Here is a 16939-nt window from a genome sequence, read left to right on the forward strand (position 1 = left end):
ACGTTTGCGATTCGTGTGCTGTAACAGTATACTTGAATTCTAACACACCTTAACAAATATTTAACAATCCCGATAAAGGAGAGACACCGTGGCCCAAGAGATATTCAAGCGATACGAGATCAAGTATTTAATCCCATTTGCGAAGTACCTTGAGCTCCGTGAGCTCATCATGCCGTACATGCATTACGACACGTATGGCAACCCTGAAGGGAAATATAATATAGTCAGCCTCTACTTCGACTCAAACGACAAGTCGATCTATTACGAGACGCGCAACAAGCTCCCGTTCCGCCAGAAGCTGCGCCTGCGCGTATACGACCAGGCTGACCTCGGCAGCGCCTCGTTCATCGAGGTGAAACAGAAGTTCAAGAACGTCGTCAACAAGCGCCGGACGATCCTCCCGCTCCATCAGGCGTACGACATCCTGCGCGACCCGAACAAACCGCTCGAGACGGTCGAGGCGTCGAACCCGCAAATTTTGAAAGAAGCGCTCCACTTCCAGCACTTGTACGACTTAAAACCGAACACGGTCGTCAGCTATGACCGGCAAGCGTTCTCCGGGACGTTCGAGAAAGATTTGCGTGTCACGTTCGACTACAACCTCATGTGCCGAAACGACGACCTGCGGATCGAACACGGGCCCGAAGGTCATCATTTCATCGACTCCGGTCTCGTCGTCCTCGAAGTGAAAGTGTCCGAGGTCGTCCCGTTCTGGCTCGCCCGCATCTTGTCGGACCTCGAATGCAATAAACAGAGCGTCTCGAAGTTCTGTACGAGCGTCGAATTGTTGGAACACGAAAACTTAAGCGAAGGTAGGATTTTGTCATGACCGATTTCTTTAACGAAGTACGCCAGCTCGCCGACGTCACCTCGCGCCTCACTGTGCTCGAGGCGGCCGCGGCCATCTTCCTCAGCTTCATCTTGACGCTCTGTATCGCCTATCTCTATAAACAGACGCACACGGGGGCCCGTTACTCCCAATCGTTCGTCCAGACGATCATCATCATGGGCGTCACCGTGTCGGTCATCATGATCGTCATCGGCAACAACGTCGCCGTCGCCTTCGGTCTCGTCGGGGCGTTCTCGATTATCCGCTTCCGGAGCGCGATGAGCGACCCGAAAGACATCGCCTTCATCTTCTTCGGCATGGCGGCCGGCATCTCGTGCGGCCTCGGCTTCTACATACTCGCCATCCTGTTCACCGTATCGCTGTCGGTCATCATCCTCCTGTTGTACACGTTCGACTTCGGTCGCGGCGGCTCGGACAAGAAACGGCTGTCGATCACGGTGCCGGAGAACTTGCATGACGAGACGGCGTTCGACGGGGTGCTCTCGGAGCACTACAAGTATTACGCGCTCCGCTCGGTCGAGACGACGAACCTCGGCACGATGATCCAGCTCGTCTATATCGTCCAAAACAAGGACGGCGTCAAAGACAAACAGATCATCGATGAGCTCCGTAAGATGAACGGCAACTTGAAAGTGTCCGTCAACTATTTGAATACGGAAATCTTCTGACATGAAAAATCGGCCCTCGCGAGAGGACCGATTTTTTTATTTGACGATGACCGTCGTGATCTTGCTGACTTTTTTCGTCACATCTTCCACATGGACCGACAAGCGCTCGCCTTTTTTCAAGGCGCGGGTTTTCGCCGTGTACGTGCCAGCGAGCGTCACTTTCGACTTCCCGATGACGCGTTTTTGTGCGTCACGGACGACGACCGTCATGCCGGCTTGGGCTTTCCCTGTCACGTGTTTCGCGTTCTCACGCGGAGCTGTGACACTCGGTGCGTTCGGACGGAGCCCTTTCGCGACCGTGACGCGCTCCCCTGTGAAGAGCGAACCGTTCGTATACGTCACGCGGAGCACCGTGCCCGGCTTTTGCGGCGTGAGCGACATCGTCACGCTGCCGTTCCGTGCCGTCCCCCACCCGATGCGCTTCGTCCCGTTATAGACGTTGACGACCGTGCCCGGCTTCGCCGCGACCGTGAACACCGGCGCGTTGTCGAACACGCGGCCTGGCTTTGGCGCGATTTGAAGCATCGACTCGGCGCGATAGACGTTCACTTTCCCGTATCCGCTGACGACGTCATAGTATGGAAGGAGCGGCACCTTCAATTCGTCGAGCACTTGCTGCATCCCGTCATACATGCGCGGGTCTCTCGGCGCGTCGCCCCCTGTGAAGGCGAGCGGTTCGGCCGAGCGACGAAGGATCGAGCGGACGCCTTCGACCGTCATCCGCGGGTGCTGTGACACGAGAAGCGCCACGGCCGCGGCGACGTGCGGCGTCGCCATGCTCGTCCCGTCCATATAGACGACGTTGCCGTCCGGCACGAGACTCGCGACTTTCGATCCTGGTGCGACGACGTCGACGTTGATGCCGAAGTTCGAATAGTCGCTGACGAGACCGAACGTGTTCGTCGCGCCGACCGAGATCGTATATTTCGACGAGGCCGGGTACGACACGAGCGACTGGCCGTCGTTCCCTGTCGCGGCGACGATGATGACGCCGCGGTCATGGGCATACTTCAGCATGTAACCGATCGTCCGGCTCTCTGAACCACCGAGGCTCATGTTGATGACTTTCGCCCCGGCATCGACGGCGTACTTGATGCCGAGTGCGATTTGGTCCGTCTCCCCGTAACCCCATGAATCGAGTACTTTCACCGGCAAGATCGAGACGTTCGGCATCATGCCGCGCATCGATGTGCCGTTGTTCTGCGCGGCGGCGATGACGCCGGCGACATGTGTGCCGTGACCGTGGTCATCGATCGCATCGCCTTCCCCGTTCGGGTCGACGAAGTTCTTCCCGTTCTTCACATCGACTTTCCCTTTCAAGTCGAGGAGTCGGTGGTCGACCCCGGTATCGAGCACGGCGACTTTCACGCTACGGGCGTTCAGTTTGAGCGCCTCGTACTTGTCGAGCCCGATGCCCGCATCCGCGAACGGCTTCAAGATGGAACGGCTGTTGACCGACCATTGATAGCTGTACGTCGGATCGACCATGAACGCGGAGTATTTCTCGATTGGCTCGATGTATTCGACGTTCGGGTCATTGTTCAGCATCGTTTGGGCTGACGCTTGCGTCTTCGCTGACGCCGCCTCGACGTCGACGAGGGCGAAGTGGTCACCTGACGCCCCGATTGACAGGCGTTCGGCCGAGACGTCACGCAGTGCGTTCATCTTGCCGATCGACTGGCTCGGTGACGACTTGTATTTGACGATGTAACGCGGCGCGTCCGAGACGTTCACCGTGATGCCGATGCGGTCGAACACGTCCGTGATCGGCGTCCCGGCGAGTTCGTCCATTCCAGCGAGTCCGGCGACCGAGGCGATGTCCGCCTTCAACCCTTCCGGCACGCTCTGGTTGACGAGACCGTGCATCCGGTTGATCGCCGTCGCTTCTTTCGATGACACCGTATGCTGTTTCCGGTCGACGAGCGCCGTCAAGAGCGGTTTCAACGTCATGAGATCTTGATAGGCCGCTTGACGTTTCGCTTTGTCGAACGTAATCGCCTTGACGATATACGGCGAGGCACGGTAGTAAAGTGCCGCGAGTTCACGCCCTTGTTCTGACTGGTTGAGGACACCGGTCTGGACGCGGCGAATCAACTCGAGCATCGTCTTTTGATCGTTCGCTGACATGAAGATCGTTTCGACGGCACACATGTCGCCGCCTTGTTGCTCATATTTCACCGGCAGTTTGACCGGGTTGTAGACGAGCTCGATCTCCGAGGCGAACTCGGACATGTCCGGCTCGCCCGACGGTTCTTCTGATTCTTCCCCTTCTTCAAGCGAGAAGCTCTCTTCCGGCGGGTACATGTCCGGCATTTCCATCGGCATATACTCGACTTTCACATAGTACGGTCCTTCCCAAGCGTACGGAAGGTTGATTGTCGCTTTCCCGTCCTCTTTCGAGGCGCTCGCCCGATACGGGTAGAACGTCTCGTCCTTCGCGCCCATGTCCGCACTCGGATAGACCGAGATATGAGCGAGCTTCGTCGCTTCCATGACGATTTGCATATGCGTCATGTCACTCGGTCCGTTCCGTTCTAGCTTGAACCAGTATGTATTGACCGGTTCGACGCCCGTCGTGAACGTGACGGCCTTCCCGGCCTCGAGCCGTGTCGCCTGCTTCATGCCGGCGCCGGCATCGGCATGGATGCGCGGCGGGACGAGCGAGACGACGAGTAGGACCGCGAGCAATGTCGCGACGGTCCGTTGCACCATTCGTTTCATCTTGTTTCCCTCTTTTCCAAGTATTAGGTGTATCACCTTGGATATAGTATACGGGATATGTCAGAAAATGTTTCAATTATGTTACGAAAACATTTCATCTTGATTTCAAAGTTTTTGACTATCGGTATATTGACAAGTCGTCCCATGCCCGGTAAAGTGACGATAACATCATACGAACTCGCGATGAGAAAGAAGAGTAGTGCGGACGTGACGTCTCCAGAAAGCCGGTGGTCGATGTGAACCGGTGGCGTCGCCCGCATGAATGGGCTTTTGAGCGTTCAGACCGATACGTAGGCTCTGACGGGTCCTCCCGTTACCGAGGACAGCGAATGATCGTTCGCGATGAGTGGGGAGACGTGGTGTCTCTCAACGAAGGTGGCAACACGGGGAATCTCCTCGTCCTTCATGTCCGTTAGGGCATGAGGGGCGGGGAGTTTTTTTAGTTTAAGGAGGTCAATCTTATGGAACAACGAATCATCAATGGCGACGAACTGACACCGGTGGCAATCTTCCACCGTCTAGCAGGTGAACGGAAAGTATTGCTCGAGAGCCGCGCCGAAGGCAAGCACGGCCGCTACTCGATCATCGCGGCGAACCCGGTCGAGACGATTCGAGTCGATGGGAAGAGCGTATCGGACGCGAGTGGCACAATCGAGACAGATGATCCGCTCGCCCACTTGTCCACGCTCATCACCCGTGACGTCCCGGACGCCCCATACCCGTTCATCGGCGGGGCCGTCGGGTATATCGGTTACGACATGCAACGTGTCTATGAACCGATCCCGAACACGCCGAGCGAGACGCGCGGCTTGCCGGACGCATTGTTCCAGCGCTATGAGACGGTCGTCTTGTATGATCACCTCGAGGAACAGGTCATCTTGATCGACACCGGCGACACGGACGCGACGGAACGGCTCGACGGGATTCAGCGTCAACTCGAGACGGCAAAGACGCACATGCTCGAACCGGTCGTCCGGACGAGCGAGCGCATCTTGACCGAGAAAGACGAATTCATCGAACGCGTCTTGAAAGCGAAAGAAGCGATTCTCGCCGGCGAGGTGTTCCAGCTCGTCTTATCGCAACGAATCGACGCGACGTTCACCGGCGATCCGTTCCACTTTTACCGGACACTCCGGAAACAAAACCCGAGCCCGTACCTATTCTATATCGACCTCGGCGAAGCGATCGTCCTCGGCGCCTCCCCGGAGAGCCTCGTCCAAGTGAGCGGGAGCCGGGTGACGACGAACCCAATCGCCGGCACACGCCCGCGCGGCAAGACGGTCGAAGAAGACATAAGTCACGGGGAGTCGCTCCTCGCCGATGAGAAAGAACTCGCCGAGCACCGGATGCTCCTTGACCTCGGGCGAAACGATATCGGCCGCGTCGCAAAGGTCGGCACCGTCACGATCCCGAAACAAATCGAGCTCGAGCGCTTCAAAAACGTCATGCACCTCGTCTCCGAGGTCGAAGGCGAGCTGCGCGACGACTTGAACCCGATTGACGCCCTGCGCGCCTGTCTTCCGGCCGGCACCGTCTCCGGGGCGCCGAAGATTCGGGCGATGCAGCTCATCGACGAGCTCGAGACGGTGAAACGCGAAGTGTACGCCGGGGCGGTCGGGTATCTCGACGTCCGGGGCGGCTTCGACTTCGCCCTCGCCATCCGGACGATGATCGTGCAAGGCGACACGGCCCATGTGCAAGCCGGCGCCGGGATCGTCTATGACTCCGACCCCGTGTCGGAATATGAAGAGACGCTGCATAAGGCCAAATCCCTTCTGGAGGTGTTCGCATGATTCTACTCATCGACAACTACGACTCGTTCACATACAACGTCTATCAAGACGTCGCCCGATTCAGTGACGTCACCGTCGTCCGAAACGACGAACTCTCGGTCGAGGCGATTCGTGACCTCAATCCGTCTGGCATCATCATCTCCCCTGGTCCCGGCGGTCCGCGTAATGCCGGTGTCTCACTCGACGTCGTCCGGGAGCTGTCCGGCGTCATTCCCATACTCGGTGTCTGTCTCGGCCATCAAGTCATCGCCGAGGCGTTCGGCGGGACGGTCGGACGTGCGCATGAAGTGATGCATGGGAAGACGTCACGCATTTTGGCGATCCCGTCCGTCTTGTTCGATGGCGAGCCGCTCGACGTCATGCGTTATCACTCGCTCGTCGTCCAAGCGACGGATCTCATCGTGACCGCTCGTACGGAAGACGGTGTCATCATGGCGCTCGAGCATCCCGAACACCCGACGTACGGCGTCCAGTTCCACCCTGAGTCAATCGGGACGCCCGAGGGACGAAATCTGTTCGAGCGGTTCGTTGCATGTTGCGCGAAAAGTGCGGGACATGTGTCCCCGGTCTGAGTATGTCTAAATGAATCAATCAACTAATAAAGCGCGTCTTCGCAGAAATCGGAGATGCGCTTTTTCATGCAGTTCATGAGAATAATCCAAACTATTAATGAAAATCATTTCATCTTGCATTTAGGTTTAATTGACTTTATAGTTAAGTTAACTAAACTAAATAGAAAGTGAACCGCACATCGATTTCCCGTACATGACTAGCTCACCAATCGAATAATCAACGTATAAACCTTCCAGTTCTGTTTGTTTGAAGAACAATGAAAGCTAAGGAGAATCAACATGAATCTTTTTGAATACATCAGTCTTTCCGCCACCGCATGGTTTATGGGCTTCTTCCCTATGTTCGAAATCTATTTGGCCATCCCGAGTACGATGTTACTCGGTCTCGATCATGTCTCTGCGGTGCTTTGGGCCGGGTTCGGTAACTTCTTGCCGGTTCCCCTGCTCGCGTATTTCTATGATTGGCTCCATCGTTTCAAACGCCTCAACGGCTGGCTTGATCGATTAGAGAAACACCGATTCAGTCATTTGATGCGTGAGCATGGTAGCTGGTCGATTATCCTCGTCACGCCGCTACTTGGCTCATGGGTCGTCGGTGTGATTGGGCATTCGATCGGGATGAAGCGTTCCACCCTCCTCATCTATTCAGCCATCAGCATATTCGGATACGGTGTGATCATCGCTTGGCTCACCTCGAAAGGCATCGAGTTCACATTCTGAGGCGCATCTGACGTCTTTGGGAAACAAAGAGGGATCGGACTCATTCTGTGTTGAATGAATCCAACCCCTTTTTTGCGCTAGATTGTTCCTTACTCCTGGTTTTTCGAATCAAGAAGAGATTGCATTTTCGTCTCTTTCCATGAAAAACGCATCCAACTGAAAATCATGCTTATCGAGCACAATCTGTTCGCGCGCAATGCCCCGCTCACGCAATGTCGCAATCGTCTCACGCAAAAAGTCATCGCTCCCGACGACGTAATATAGCCCGTCCAAATCCTGCGCGAGCGTCTTGACCGCCTCGTGGTAACGAACGCGACTGTCGACGAAATCAGCCGTGAACGTATCGGTCGACGTGAAAACATCTTGAAATAGATAGTTCGCCGACGAGTCGACGTTCAACGAATGGAGGTGCGGCATCCCTTCCCCGTCCGTCAAGTAGTCGAGGACGAGTGGACGGAACGTCGCGAGCCCGACACCGGCCGACAACAAGTAGACGTTCTTCCCGACGCGCTTCAACGGCACGTTCGAATGCGTCTTGAAGATGGCGACGTTCTCACCGAGCGACATTTTCCGGAGAATCGACTTGAACTCGGAACATTCTTTTTTAATACGTGTCGTAATGCCAATCACACCTTCTCGCGGCAACGTCGAAATCGACATATGGCGAATCAGACTCCGGTTCGGTCGCTCTTCTTTGTTGAACCCTTCGAGCGCGAAATGCGTATGCGCCCCTTCCTCCCACGTGAAGCCGTTCGGTAGTTCAAGTTGGAACGTGTATGTATCTGGTGCCTCTTTTACAACTTGTTGAATCGGTGTCCAGTATATGTGCATCGTCGTCACTTCCTTCTATATTAATTAGTAGACCGCGATTGGTCCGTATGGCCCTTGGATGATCTCGAGCTTCGTCTCAAAGATGTCGGACAGGATTTTCCCGTCCATGATCTCATCGACCGTCCCGAACGCGGCGATCTGCCCGTCTTTCATCGCACAGATCCGATCCGAATATTTCGCCGCGAAGTTGATATCGTGGAGCACGGTGACGATCGTCCGGCCGAACTCGTCGGCGACGTGGCGCAAATATTCCATCATCTGCACCGAGCGGGCGATGTCCAAGTTGTTGAGCGGCTCGTCGAGCAGGACGTATTCCGTCTCCTGACAAAGCACCATCGCGACGTACGCCCGTTGGCGCTGCCCACCCGACAGTTCGTCGAGATAGCGGTGCTCGAGGTGCGTCAAATCGAGGAAGTCGATGTATTTCGAGATGATCGCCTCGTCTTCTTTCGTCAGCCGTCCTTTCGAGTACGGGAAACGGCCGAAGCCGGCAAGTTGACGCACAGTCAGACGCGTCACGAAATGGTTCTCTTGCCGGAGGATGGTGACGATTTTCGCCAAGTCTTTCGATTTCGTGCTCGACACGTCCATGCCGGCAACTTGAATCTGTCCCTCGTCCAAATTGAGCAGACGCCCGATCATCATGAGTGTCGTCGATTTCCCTGCCCCGTTCGGTCCGATCAACGACGTGAAACCGGCTTTCGGGATATCAAGGTCGATCGGTCCGATGTGGACGTTGTCCGTATACGATTTTTTCACTTGTTCGAGTTGTATCATAAGGACCTCCGCTTAAGAATGACTGCCAAGAAAATGATGCCTCCGAACAGCTCGATGATGACGGAGACGACGCTCGGCGTATTGAAGATGTGGTACATGAAAAAGTAGGCGCTCGTCAACACGAAGAACCCGAGCGCGAACGCCATCGGGAAGACGTATTTATGGTCATACGTCGAAGCGACTTGATAGCTGAGCGTCGCGACCAAGAATCCGAAGAACGTGAGCGGCCCGATCAAAGCGGTCGACACCGACATTAAGAGCGAGATGAGGATGAGCGTATAGATGACGCTCCCGCGATGGTTCACCCCGAACGTCGTCGCCACGTCTTTCCCGAGCGAGACGATATTGAGTCGGTTCGAGAACGCATAAAGCAATACCCCGACGACGAGCACGATCGGGATGACGATTGGGAAGTAGGCCGCGTCCGCGTTCGTCACCGAACCGAACAGCCGCGCCTGCAGGATATCAAAGTCAGACGGCACAAGCATGCGTCGCATGAACGTCGACACCGAGTTCAGCCCGGTCCCGATGATGATCCCGATCAGGAGCATGAGTTGCAAGTTGGCGTATTTCCCCGATAACAGCCAGCCATACAACAACAGGCTCATCAGCACCATCAGCCCGACTTGTGTCAAGAACGCTCCCGTCCCGGTGAAGCCGACCAAGGCGCCGGCCCCGAAGAAGAAAATCATGCTCGTCTGAATCGTCGAATAAAGCGCGTCATACCCGAGGAGCGACGGCGTGATGATGCGATTGTTCGTCACCGAATGGAAGGCGACGGTGGCGAGACTTTGACAAAGTGCCGCGATCGCCATCGTCGTGACGGCGACGATGCGCCGCTCGACGACCGGCCAAAATGATGGTGAGTCGATCGGCACCGGGTTGTTGTAAAGCAACAGCCCGAGCGCGCATAGAATGCCTCCGACGATGAAAGCGGCGAGGAACAACCAATAGCGGCGTTCTTCTCGTTTCGACCGAAACGCGGAGGCGCTCCGTTCTGCTCCTTCGAGCGGATGGACGTCGATTTCATACGCCTCTTTTTCTATGACCGTACTCATCGAACCCCTCCTTGCTTGCGTTGTCTCAGTAAGATTGTGATGAAGACGATCGCCCCTACCGTTCCGAGAATGAGTGATACCGGCAGTTCGAACGGCGCGATGATCGTCCGTGAGATCAAGTCACTGACGAGGATCGCCCCCATCCCGACGACGCAAACCCACGGCAAGTTGCTGCGGAGGTCGTCCCCGCGAAACATCGAGACGAGGTTCGGGACGATCAAGCCGAGGAACGGCAAGTTGCCGATGACCGTCGCCACGACACCGACCGAGAGGGCGATGAGCCCCGTCGCGATCATCATGAGCTGGTTGTAGTTCACCCCAAGGCTCGTCGCGACGTCTTCTCCGAGTCCCGCGAGCGTCAACCGGTTCGCGAGCAAAAAGATGAGCACCGTTGAGATGAGGATGAGCCATAAATACTCATAGCGTCCGACCTGGACCGAGGCGAACGAGCCGACGAACCAGCCTTCGAGCGTCTGGCTCATCCGGAAGAACAGGCCGAGGAACGTGGAAACGGCCGAGATGACGGCACCGAGCATGAGCCCGATGATCGGAACGATCAACGACGACCGGAGTTTGACCGAACGCAAAAACCAAAAGAACACCATCGTGCCGACGAACGAGAACACGATCGCACCTGTCATCCGCATCATGAGCGTCGGTGCCGGGACGAGCAAGTACACGGTCAAGAGCCCGAGCCCGGCCCATTCGAGCGTCCCGGTCGTCGTCGGTTCGACGAGCCGGTTTTGGGTGATGAGCTGCATGACGAGCCCCGACATCGCCATCGCCGCCCCCGTCAACATGAGGGCGACCGTCCGTGGGACACGCGTGATCCAAAACATATCGAAGTCGGCGCGAATATCATACACGCCCGTAAAGAGCGATAAGACCGCAAGCATCAGCACGACGAGCGCCGCGAAGGTGAACGACTTCGTCCATATGGTAGAAAAGGAGGGCTGAGACAATGTCTCAGCCCGAGTTAGTGGTGTTTGCACGATAGCACTCCTTACTTCTTGAGCGCTTGTGCGATGTCGTTGAACATTTCAGAGTACGTTTGAATCGACTCGTTCAAGTATGTGTCGTTCGGTGCGTAGACGATGTTCTTTTCTTTGACGGCTGTCGTCTTTTGAAGCGCCGGAGCGTTGTCGATGACGTCCGCTGCCGGTACGGCACCTTCTGCTCCAGCGAGCGGTGCGTCGCGGTCAAGGACGAAGAGCCAATCCGGGTTGCTTTCAGCAATCGCTTCGACCGACACTTCATCCCCTTGGTGGTCGCCTGTCGTCTTCTCGACTTCTAACGCCGGTGTCCAGCCGAAGATGTCATACATCGGGCCGTAGACGCGGCCCGAAATTGGTGCCGAGAAGCCGATGTCTCCGCCTGAGACGATGACCGACATGATCGTGTCTTCACCGTTGTAAGCTGATTTCACACCGTCGATTGAGTTGTCGAGGTCCGCAACGAGCTGTGCCGCCTCTTCGTTCTTATCAAAGATTTTCCCGAGCGTGAGCGTCGTGTCCGTCAATCCTTTGACGAGAATCTCACCCGGTGTGCCCGCATCTTCCGGGATGTCGATGTACAAGTCGATCACGGCCGCGTTCGGTACGAGTTTTTTGATGTCTTCGTAGTAATCGGCGAAGCGTTGCCCGACGATGACGACGTCCGGGTCGACTCCGGCAATCGCCTCTAAGTTCGGCTCAAAGTGCATGCCGACGTCAGCGATATCGCTATCTTTCGCGTATGGTGACTCGGCCGGCAACAAGCCGATCGGTGCCGCCGCGAGTTCGATGTCCCACGCCGCGAGCGTCTCGAACGTACGGTTGTCGAGAGCGACGACCTTCTTCGGTTTGACCGGTACTTCAATCGTGCCGTGCGCATCGGTGATTTCAACCGTTTTCGGTGCCTCGGCACCTTCCACTTCTCCTGTTTCTTTCGTTTCTGTCGTCCCGCCGCATGCGGCAAGCACGAAGATGAGTAATGTCAACATGAGTGACACTTTAAATTTCCCCATTCCGTCCATCTCCTTATGTATCTGTATTGAATGACAATCGTCTCAACTCGAACGCGTCCATGTCCTCTGTTTTATGTATGGATGCTTCTGCGGATTCGTTCTCAGTGATAATGATTATCATTGTCGTTTTCATTGAGAAGCATATCAAACAAAAAAAGGATGTGCAATGCCAAATTATCAAAAAGGGACTGGAAATATTTTTCTTTCCTTATAACGACAAAATAATATTTACATCCCAGCTAATGAAAATAAGACCTCCTTTTCTCGACACTTTGTACGGAAATTGATACATTTACTTTACTGACCGTTTAGTAAAGTAAATGAGGTGAACATGATGAACAAAAAACAATTACTTCTTGAGACGGCCGCCCATATGATTCGGGAGGACGGCATTCAACAGTTATCGCTCGAGCGGCTCGCCGCACGTGTCGGCATCACGAAAGCCGGTGTGCTCTACCACTTCGAGACGAAGGACAACTTATTACGCCAAATGAACGAGCTTGCCATCACCGAGTTCGAGGCACGGATCCATCATCATATGACGGACGGACCTTACCCGTTCACACGAGCTTACGCTCAGGCGACACTCGACTACATGGACGCGGCACGAATCGGTCTGAGCGCCGTTTTCATCTCGTCACAAGAAGACGCGAGCGGTGAGCTCTGGAATGAGGCGGCGCGCCGATGGGATGAACGCTTTCTCGCCGACGGGGCCGACCCGCGCGTGCTCGAACTCCGGCTGTTGTGCGACGGCTTCTGGTTCGCGTTGACGTACGGCTATAGCGACGCCTTCAAAGACGAGGCCGCCCGCCTCCTCCTTCAGAAGTGTGACGCGCTCGAACAGGCAGGTGGCTAAGATGGGCTTCCTCTATCTCGCCGGAGCAATCATCTCTGAAGTGTTCGGCTCGAGCATGCTCAAGCTCAACGCGACGTCGTCGAACCGTCTCCCGATTCTTGGGGTCGCGCTCGGCTATGTGACGGCGTTTTATTTGCTGTCGCTCGCCCTCCTGTCGATCCCGCTCAGCTTCGCCTATGCGTTTTGGAGCGGGGTCGGCACGGCCGCGACGGCACTCATCGGCTTCCTCGTCTTCAACGAGCAAGTCCGCAAACAGACCGTCGCCGGCATCGGGCTCGTCATCGTCGGGCTCGTGTTGATGAAAGTATAGGAGGGACATGGATGAAAGGATATATATTCTTACTGTTCTCGATCGCGTTCGAGGTGCTCGGGACCTCGATGTTGAAGCTGTCGGACGGGTTCACACAACTCGTTCCGAGCATGATTCTGCTCGCGAGTTTCGCCGTCTCGTTCACGCTCATGGGCATCGTCTTGAAGACGATCCCGCTCAGCATCGCCTACAGCGTTTGGGCCGGCCTCGGCACGGTCGCGACGGGGCTGATCGGCGTGTTCGTCTACGGCGAAGTGTTGTCGACATTGAACAGTATCGGACTCATCATCATCGTGCTCGGTGTCATCGTCATGAATTTCGGGAAAACGAATACGGTACACGGTTGACCGTCCAGAAAGGAGTGACACGATGCTCGCACCATTGATCGAAGAGAAGGAACGGTTATTGTTGACGTCAGAAGTCCGTTCGTCACCGGAGCAGTTACGAGAGCTGTTGACCGAGGATTTCTTTGAAATCGGCAGCTCCGGACGCCTCCTCTACAAAGAAGAAGACACGAACACGATGGACCTCGGCGACATCGACGTCTCGCTCACCGACTTCAACCTCGAAGTCATCCGCGACGACGTCGTCCTCGCCACGTATCGGACCGAGAACCGCGCGACCGGAAACGTTGCGCTTCGCAGCTCGATTTGGGTACGGATTGACGGAACGTGGAAAATGAAGTTTCATCAAGGGACACCCATCCCATAGAATAAAGGAGCACCCGCGATGGGTGCTCCTTTGTCATATCACTTGAATCATCTCGACACGGTTGCCGAACGGGTCACGGAACTCGAACCGGTCAAAGCCGGGAATCGGGATGCCCGTGATGCGGTCAATCCCTTCCGCTTCCAACCGTCGTCCCCATGCCTCCAAATCCGTAACAGCATAGGCGACGTGTGCTTTCGTTCGTGACCGGTCGACCCCGTCCTCTGCGCCGACGTGGACGCTTTGGTCGCCGAGTTTGAGCCAAAACCCGCCGCGTCCTCGTAGCGACTCAGGCTTTTCAATCTCTTCTAATCCGAGCAAATCGCAATAGAAGGCACGGGCCCGCGCTTCTTCCCCGGTCGGGATCGTGATTTGAACGTGATGGATGCCTGTAATCATGTCGTGTCCCCTTTCTCGTACGTCAAGCCGACGAACTGCAGCTTCTCATTGAACAGGCGCGGATACGCGAGATAGCCGACCATGACGGCCGAAATCGTCGCCGTCGTCAAGATGAGGAACAAGATGAGGAGTTGATAGAGCACCGCCTCCATCGGGTCGGCCCCGCCGATGATAAGACCGCTCATCATGCCCGGCAGTTGGACGAGCCCCATCGTCTTTTGCGCCTCGACCGTCGGAATCATGCTCGTGCGGATGGCGTTCTTCAAGCTCCGGTCGATCGCCGTCTTCGGCGCCCCGCCCATCGACAAGACGAGCTCGATCACCTCGTCGCTCCGCTCGACCTCGTCTTTGAACTTGTTCAAGAACAGGAGCGACAACACCATACAGTTGCCGATGACCATGCCGCTGATCGGGATGACTTTGTCCGGCTCGAACGGGATGATACCGAGCCCGAGCATGAGCCCCATCGTCAGCGCCTCGACCGTGACGAGCGTGAGGACGATCATCCACGTGATGCCCGGGATGCCGTCCCCTTTTTTGATGATATTCTGCGTCGCCGCCCCGATCATGAGAAGGATCATCAGCAGCATGAACACCGGGTTGTCGCTCTCGAAGACGAACGTCAAGATGTAGCCGATCACCAACAGTTGGATGATGGAACGCACCGTCGCGATGACGATGTCACGTTCGAGTCCGAGCTTGAGATAAAGCGCCAGTCCGAGCGGAATCGCCACAAAAATGAGTGACGTCATCAATTCAACGAACGTCATAGCTCTTCCCCCCTCACGAACCGCCCGATCATCGGATTGTCCGACTTATCGATGAACGAGGCGTCCCCGAACTCGATCAATTCGCCGTTCCGTAAAAACCACATGTCGTCACTGACACGACGCGCTTGATCCAAGTCATGGGTGATCCAAATGACGGTGACCCCATATTCGCGCTGCAGGCGGACGATGAGCCGTTCAATCTCTTTCACCGTCCGATAGTCGAGGCTCGCCGTGATCTCATCTAAGAGCAACACGTCCGGCTTGTTGACGAGCGTCCGGGCGATGGCGACGCGGCTCCGTTCCCCGCCCGACAGCGTTTTGACGGGCTTGTCGAGCATCTGCTCGTTCAAGTCGACAGCTTGTAATAGCGAGGCCGCCTTGTCCCGGTCGAGCGTCTCCCCGAAGATTGATTTCGGCAAGTTCAGATTGTCATACACCGTCCCGTCAATCATCGGCGCGCTCTGGAACGCCATCCCGATCCGTTTGCGCAGGGCGATGATATCAATGTCGCGAATGTTCTCGCCTTTGAAATAAATATCGCCCCCGTCCGGTGACAGCAAGCCGTTGATATGCTTCAAACACGTCGTCTTCCCGGCACCGCTCGGACCGACGAACGTCGTGATCCGTCCTTCTCTAAAATAGCCCGTCACGTTATGTAAGATGTCCCCGTGACTGACCCCGTTAAACTCGATGATGTGCATACGACTCCAATCCTTTCTCAATCCGATTCATCGTCACTGATGAGGCGACACATTGTCGACGACGACGTCCCCGTTCGCGTCAATAAGTGGCGTGATACCCCCGCTCGTACCGACCCACGTCTGGATGTAGTTGACGCCGGTCGTGGTGTCGACGAGGATCGTCACTTGTCCGAGTTCCGGCAACTGTTCCGTCAGCTTCACAGCGAATCGTTTCGTTCCTTCTACGTCTGCTTTCTTTTTGAATAACATCGTATCCCGCCTTTCTACTTTCAACTTTACGCAACATACGTGCGCGTTGCAATGAATGCGGGGCATCGAAGCCTATGACGAGATCCCTCGCGAATCATGACGACAAAAAACACGCCGGTTGTCGGCGTGTTAGGAATAGCTCCGCTCAATGACGAAGCTCGTCTTGTCCCCTCTGAAGTAAGACCGTGAATATTCGATCGTTTTCCCTGACGCGTCCTCGGTCACCGTCTCGATGTAAAAGCAGGGCGTCCCGAGCGGGCAGTCGAGCAGTCCGCTCACCTTTTCATCCGAGAGTGCGATCTCGAGCGCCTCGGTCGTCTTCGCGACGTGGACGTCATGCACGTTCGCGAGCGTCTGGAACAGCGAGTGCTCAGCCTCCTCTTTCGTGATGCCCGGGGCGATGCTCCACGGGATGAAGGAAATCTCATATTGCGTCGGATGCCCGTCGGCGTGGCGGAGCCGTTCAATCTTTTGAATCGGCGCCTGTTCGTCGACCGCGAAAATGTCGGCGAGCTGTTTCGTCGCCGAGACGACCGACAGTTCGAGGAGCGACACTTGGCCGCGCTTCCCTTGGACAGCGAGCTGGGCCGCGTAATTGTTCGGCGTATGCGATAACGTCTGACGGACTTTTTTTCCCGCCACGAACGTGCCACGTCCTTGTTGCCGGACGAGATAGCCTTCCGTCGTCAACTGGTTGAGCGCCCCACGCACCGTCGTCCGGCTGACGTCGAACTCCTCACAGAGGGCGTATTCGGTCGGGAACTTCTCTCCCTCTTTATAATGACCGCTCTTGATGCGGGTCAATAACTCTTCTTTGATTGCCGTTTGAAGCGTCGATTGCGACATTCTGTCACCCCTTCGTCTCGTCCTTCTTTCCTTTATTGTGATACATAGAACATACAAATGCAAATACAAAAACTTATTTGTATTATTTGTACTTTTAATATTGCG

Annotated in this window: 20 protein-coding genes and 1 other annotated feature; of the genes, 9 read left to right on the top strand and 11 right to left on the bottom strand. The window is 55.7% G+C overall.

All coding sequences use genetic code 11. The features are described from left to right. Positions 1-88: 88 nt before the first annotated feature. Both L971_RS04920 and L971_RS04925 read left to right on the top strand, forming a co-directional pair. Positions 89-829 carry a polyphosphate polymerase domain-containing protein gene (locus L971_RS04920; RefSeq protein WP_047374627.1) on the top strand — a complete coding sequence of 247 codons (741 nt, stop codon included), beginning with the start codon at positions 89-91 and terminating at the stop codon, positions 827-829. After that, positions 826-1518 (top strand): DUF4956 domain-containing protein, encoded by a 693-nt coding sequence (locus L971_RS04925; protein WP_047374629.1) that lies wholly within the window; start codon positions 826-828, stop codon positions 1516-1518. The genes L971_RS04920 and L971_RS04925 overlap by 4 nt, the downstream gene beginning before the upstream one ends. 36 nt (positions 1519-1554) lie before the next feature. Here L971_RS04925 and L971_RS04930 read toward each other — a convergent pair whose 3' ends face one another. After that, complete coding sequence (locus tag L971_RS04930) at positions 1555-4239, bottom strand: S8 family peptidase (protein ID WP_052200279.1); 2685 nt, start codon at positions 4237-4239, stop codon at positions 1555-1557. 174 nt (positions 4240-4413) lie between these two features. Further along, positions 4414-4646: a binding site (T-box leader), on the top strand. Positions 4647-4700: 54 nt separating this feature from the next. On the opposite strand from L971_RS04930, the gene trpE reads away from it, so the two are divergent. From trpE to L971_RS04945, 3 genes are all read left to right on the top strand, one after another. Then, the gene (trpE, locus tag L971_RS04935; protein ID WP_047374632.1) at positions 4701-6032 is read left to right on the top strand and encodes an anthranilate synthase component I; all 1332 of its coding nucleotides are present in this window, start codon (positions 4701-4703) and stop codon (positions 6030-6032) included. Then, a complete protein-coding gene (locus L971_RS04940; protein ID WP_047374634.1) occupies positions 6029-6604 on the top strand; it encodes an aminodeoxychorismate/anthranilate synthase component II in 576 nt (191 codons plus the stop codon). Before trpE ends, L971_RS04940 begins: the two co-directional genes overlap by 4 nt. Positions 6605-6883: 279 nt before the next feature. Next, complete coding sequence (locus L971_RS04945; RefSeq protein ID WP_047374636.1) at positions 6884-7324, top strand: small multi-drug export protein; 441 nt, start codon at positions 6884-6886, stop codon at positions 7322-7324. Positions 7325-7432: 108 nt separating this feature from the next. On the opposite strand, the gene L971_RS04950 is transcribed toward L971_RS04945, so the two are convergent. The 5 genes from L971_RS04950 to L971_RS04970 are packed head-to-tail and all read right to left on the bottom strand — an operon-like array spanning position 7433 to position 11995. Further along, entirely contained in the window at positions 7433-8155 is a 723-nt protein-coding gene (locus L971_RS04950) for a bifunctional nitric oxide dioxygenase/dihydropteridine reductase 2 (RefSeq protein ID WP_047374639.1), read from the bottom strand. A gap of 24 nt (positions 8156-8179) precedes the next feature. After that, positions 8180-8932, bottom strand: coding sequence for an ABC transporter ATP-binding protein (locus L971_RS04955; RefSeq protein ID WP_047374641.1), 753 nt, complete (start codon positions 8930-8932; stop codon positions 8180-8182). Continuing rightward, on the bottom strand, positions 8929-9990 hold the full coding sequence (locus tag L971_RS04960) for an iron chelate uptake ABC transporter family permease subunit (RefSeq protein WP_047374643.1): 1062 nt from the start codon (positions 9988-9990) through the stop codon (positions 8929-8931). Before L971_RS04960 ends, L971_RS04955 begins: the two co-directional genes overlap by 4 nt. Further along, on the bottom strand, positions 9987-10982 hold the full coding sequence (locus L971_RS04965; RefSeq protein WP_369793344.1) for an ABC transporter permease: 996 nt from the start codon (positions 10980-10982) through the stop codon (positions 9987-9989). The genes L971_RS04960 and L971_RS04965 overlap by 4 nt, the downstream gene beginning before the upstream one ends. A gap of 11 nt (positions 10983-10993) precedes the next feature. Continuing rightward, a complete protein-coding gene (locus L971_RS04970; RefSeq protein WP_156111493.1) occupies positions 10994-11995 on the bottom strand; it encodes a siderophore ABC transporter substrate-binding protein in 1002 nt (333 codons plus the stop codon). Between the two features lie 334 nt (positions 11996-12329). Here L971_RS04970 and L971_RS04975 point away from each other — a divergent pair, with 334 nt between their 5' ends. Genes L971_RS04975 through L971_RS04990 form a run of 4 tightly spaced genes read left to right on the top strand, consistent with a single transcriptional unit; the run spans position 12330 to position 13872 of the window. Continuing rightward, entirely contained in the window at positions 12330-12851 is a 522-nt protein-coding gene (locus L971_RS04975; RefSeq protein ID WP_047374649.1) for a TetR/AcrR family transcriptional regulator, read from the top strand. A 1-nt stretch (position 12852) separates the two neighbouring features. Beyond that, positions 12853-13161 (top strand): multidrug efflux SMR transporter, encoded by a 309-nt coding sequence (locus L971_RS04980; RefSeq protein ID WP_047374651.1) that lies wholly within the window; start codon positions 12853-12855, stop codon positions 13159-13161. 11 nt (positions 13162-13172) lie between these two features. Next, the gene (locus L971_RS04985) at positions 13173-13508 is read left to right on the top strand and encodes a multidrug efflux SMR transporter (protein ID WP_047374653.1); all 336 of its coding nucleotides are present in this window, start codon (positions 13173-13175) and stop codon (positions 13506-13508) included. A gap of 22 nt (positions 13509-13530) precedes the next feature. Continuing rightward, on the top strand, positions 13531-13872 hold the full coding sequence (locus tag L971_RS04990) for a DUF4440 domain-containing protein (RefSeq protein WP_047374655.1): 342 nt from the start codon (positions 13531-13533) through the stop codon (positions 13870-13872). A gap of 33 nt (positions 13873-13905) precedes the next feature. Here the strand turns inward: L971_RS04990 and L971_RS04995 are convergent, their stop codons facing one another. The 5 genes from L971_RS04995 to L971_RS05015 form a co-directional block, all read right to left on the bottom strand. Beyond that, entirely contained in the window at positions 13906-14268 is a 363-nt protein-coding gene (locus L971_RS04995) for a VOC family protein (protein ID WP_047374657.1), read from the bottom strand. After that, a complete protein-coding gene (fetB, locus tag L971_RS05000; protein ID WP_047374659.1) occupies positions 14265-15038 on the bottom strand; it encodes an iron export ABC transporter permease subunit FetB in 774 nt (257 codons plus the stop codon). Before fetB ends, L971_RS04995 begins: the two co-directional genes overlap by 4 nt. Next, positions 15035-15739 (bottom strand): ATP-binding cassette domain-containing protein, encoded by a 705-nt coding sequence (locus L971_RS05005; protein WP_047374661.1) that lies wholly within the window; start codon positions 15737-15739, stop codon positions 15035-15037. The genes fetB and L971_RS05005 overlap by 4 nt, the downstream gene beginning before the upstream one ends. Positions 15740-15772: 33 nt before the next feature. Beyond that, positions 15773-15988 (bottom strand): DUF6440 family protein, encoded by a 216-nt coding sequence (locus tag L971_RS05010; protein ID WP_047374664.1) that lies wholly within the window; start codon positions 15986-15988, stop codon positions 15773-15775. A 129-nt stretch (positions 15989-16117) separates the two neighbouring features. Next, positions 16118-16834 carry a GntR family transcriptional regulator gene (locus L971_RS05015; protein WP_047374667.1) on the bottom strand — a complete coding sequence of 239 codons (717 nt, stop codon included), beginning with the start codon at positions 16832-16834 and terminating at the stop codon, positions 16118-16120. Between the last annotated feature and the right edge of the window lie 105 nt (positions 16835-16939).

Origin of the sequence: Exiguobacterium sp. ZOR0005 (assembly GCF_000798975.1) — a bacterium.
Lineage (GTDB): Bacteria > Bacillota > Bacilli > Exiguobacteriales > Exiguobacteriaceae > Exiguobacterium > Exiguobacterium aurantiacum.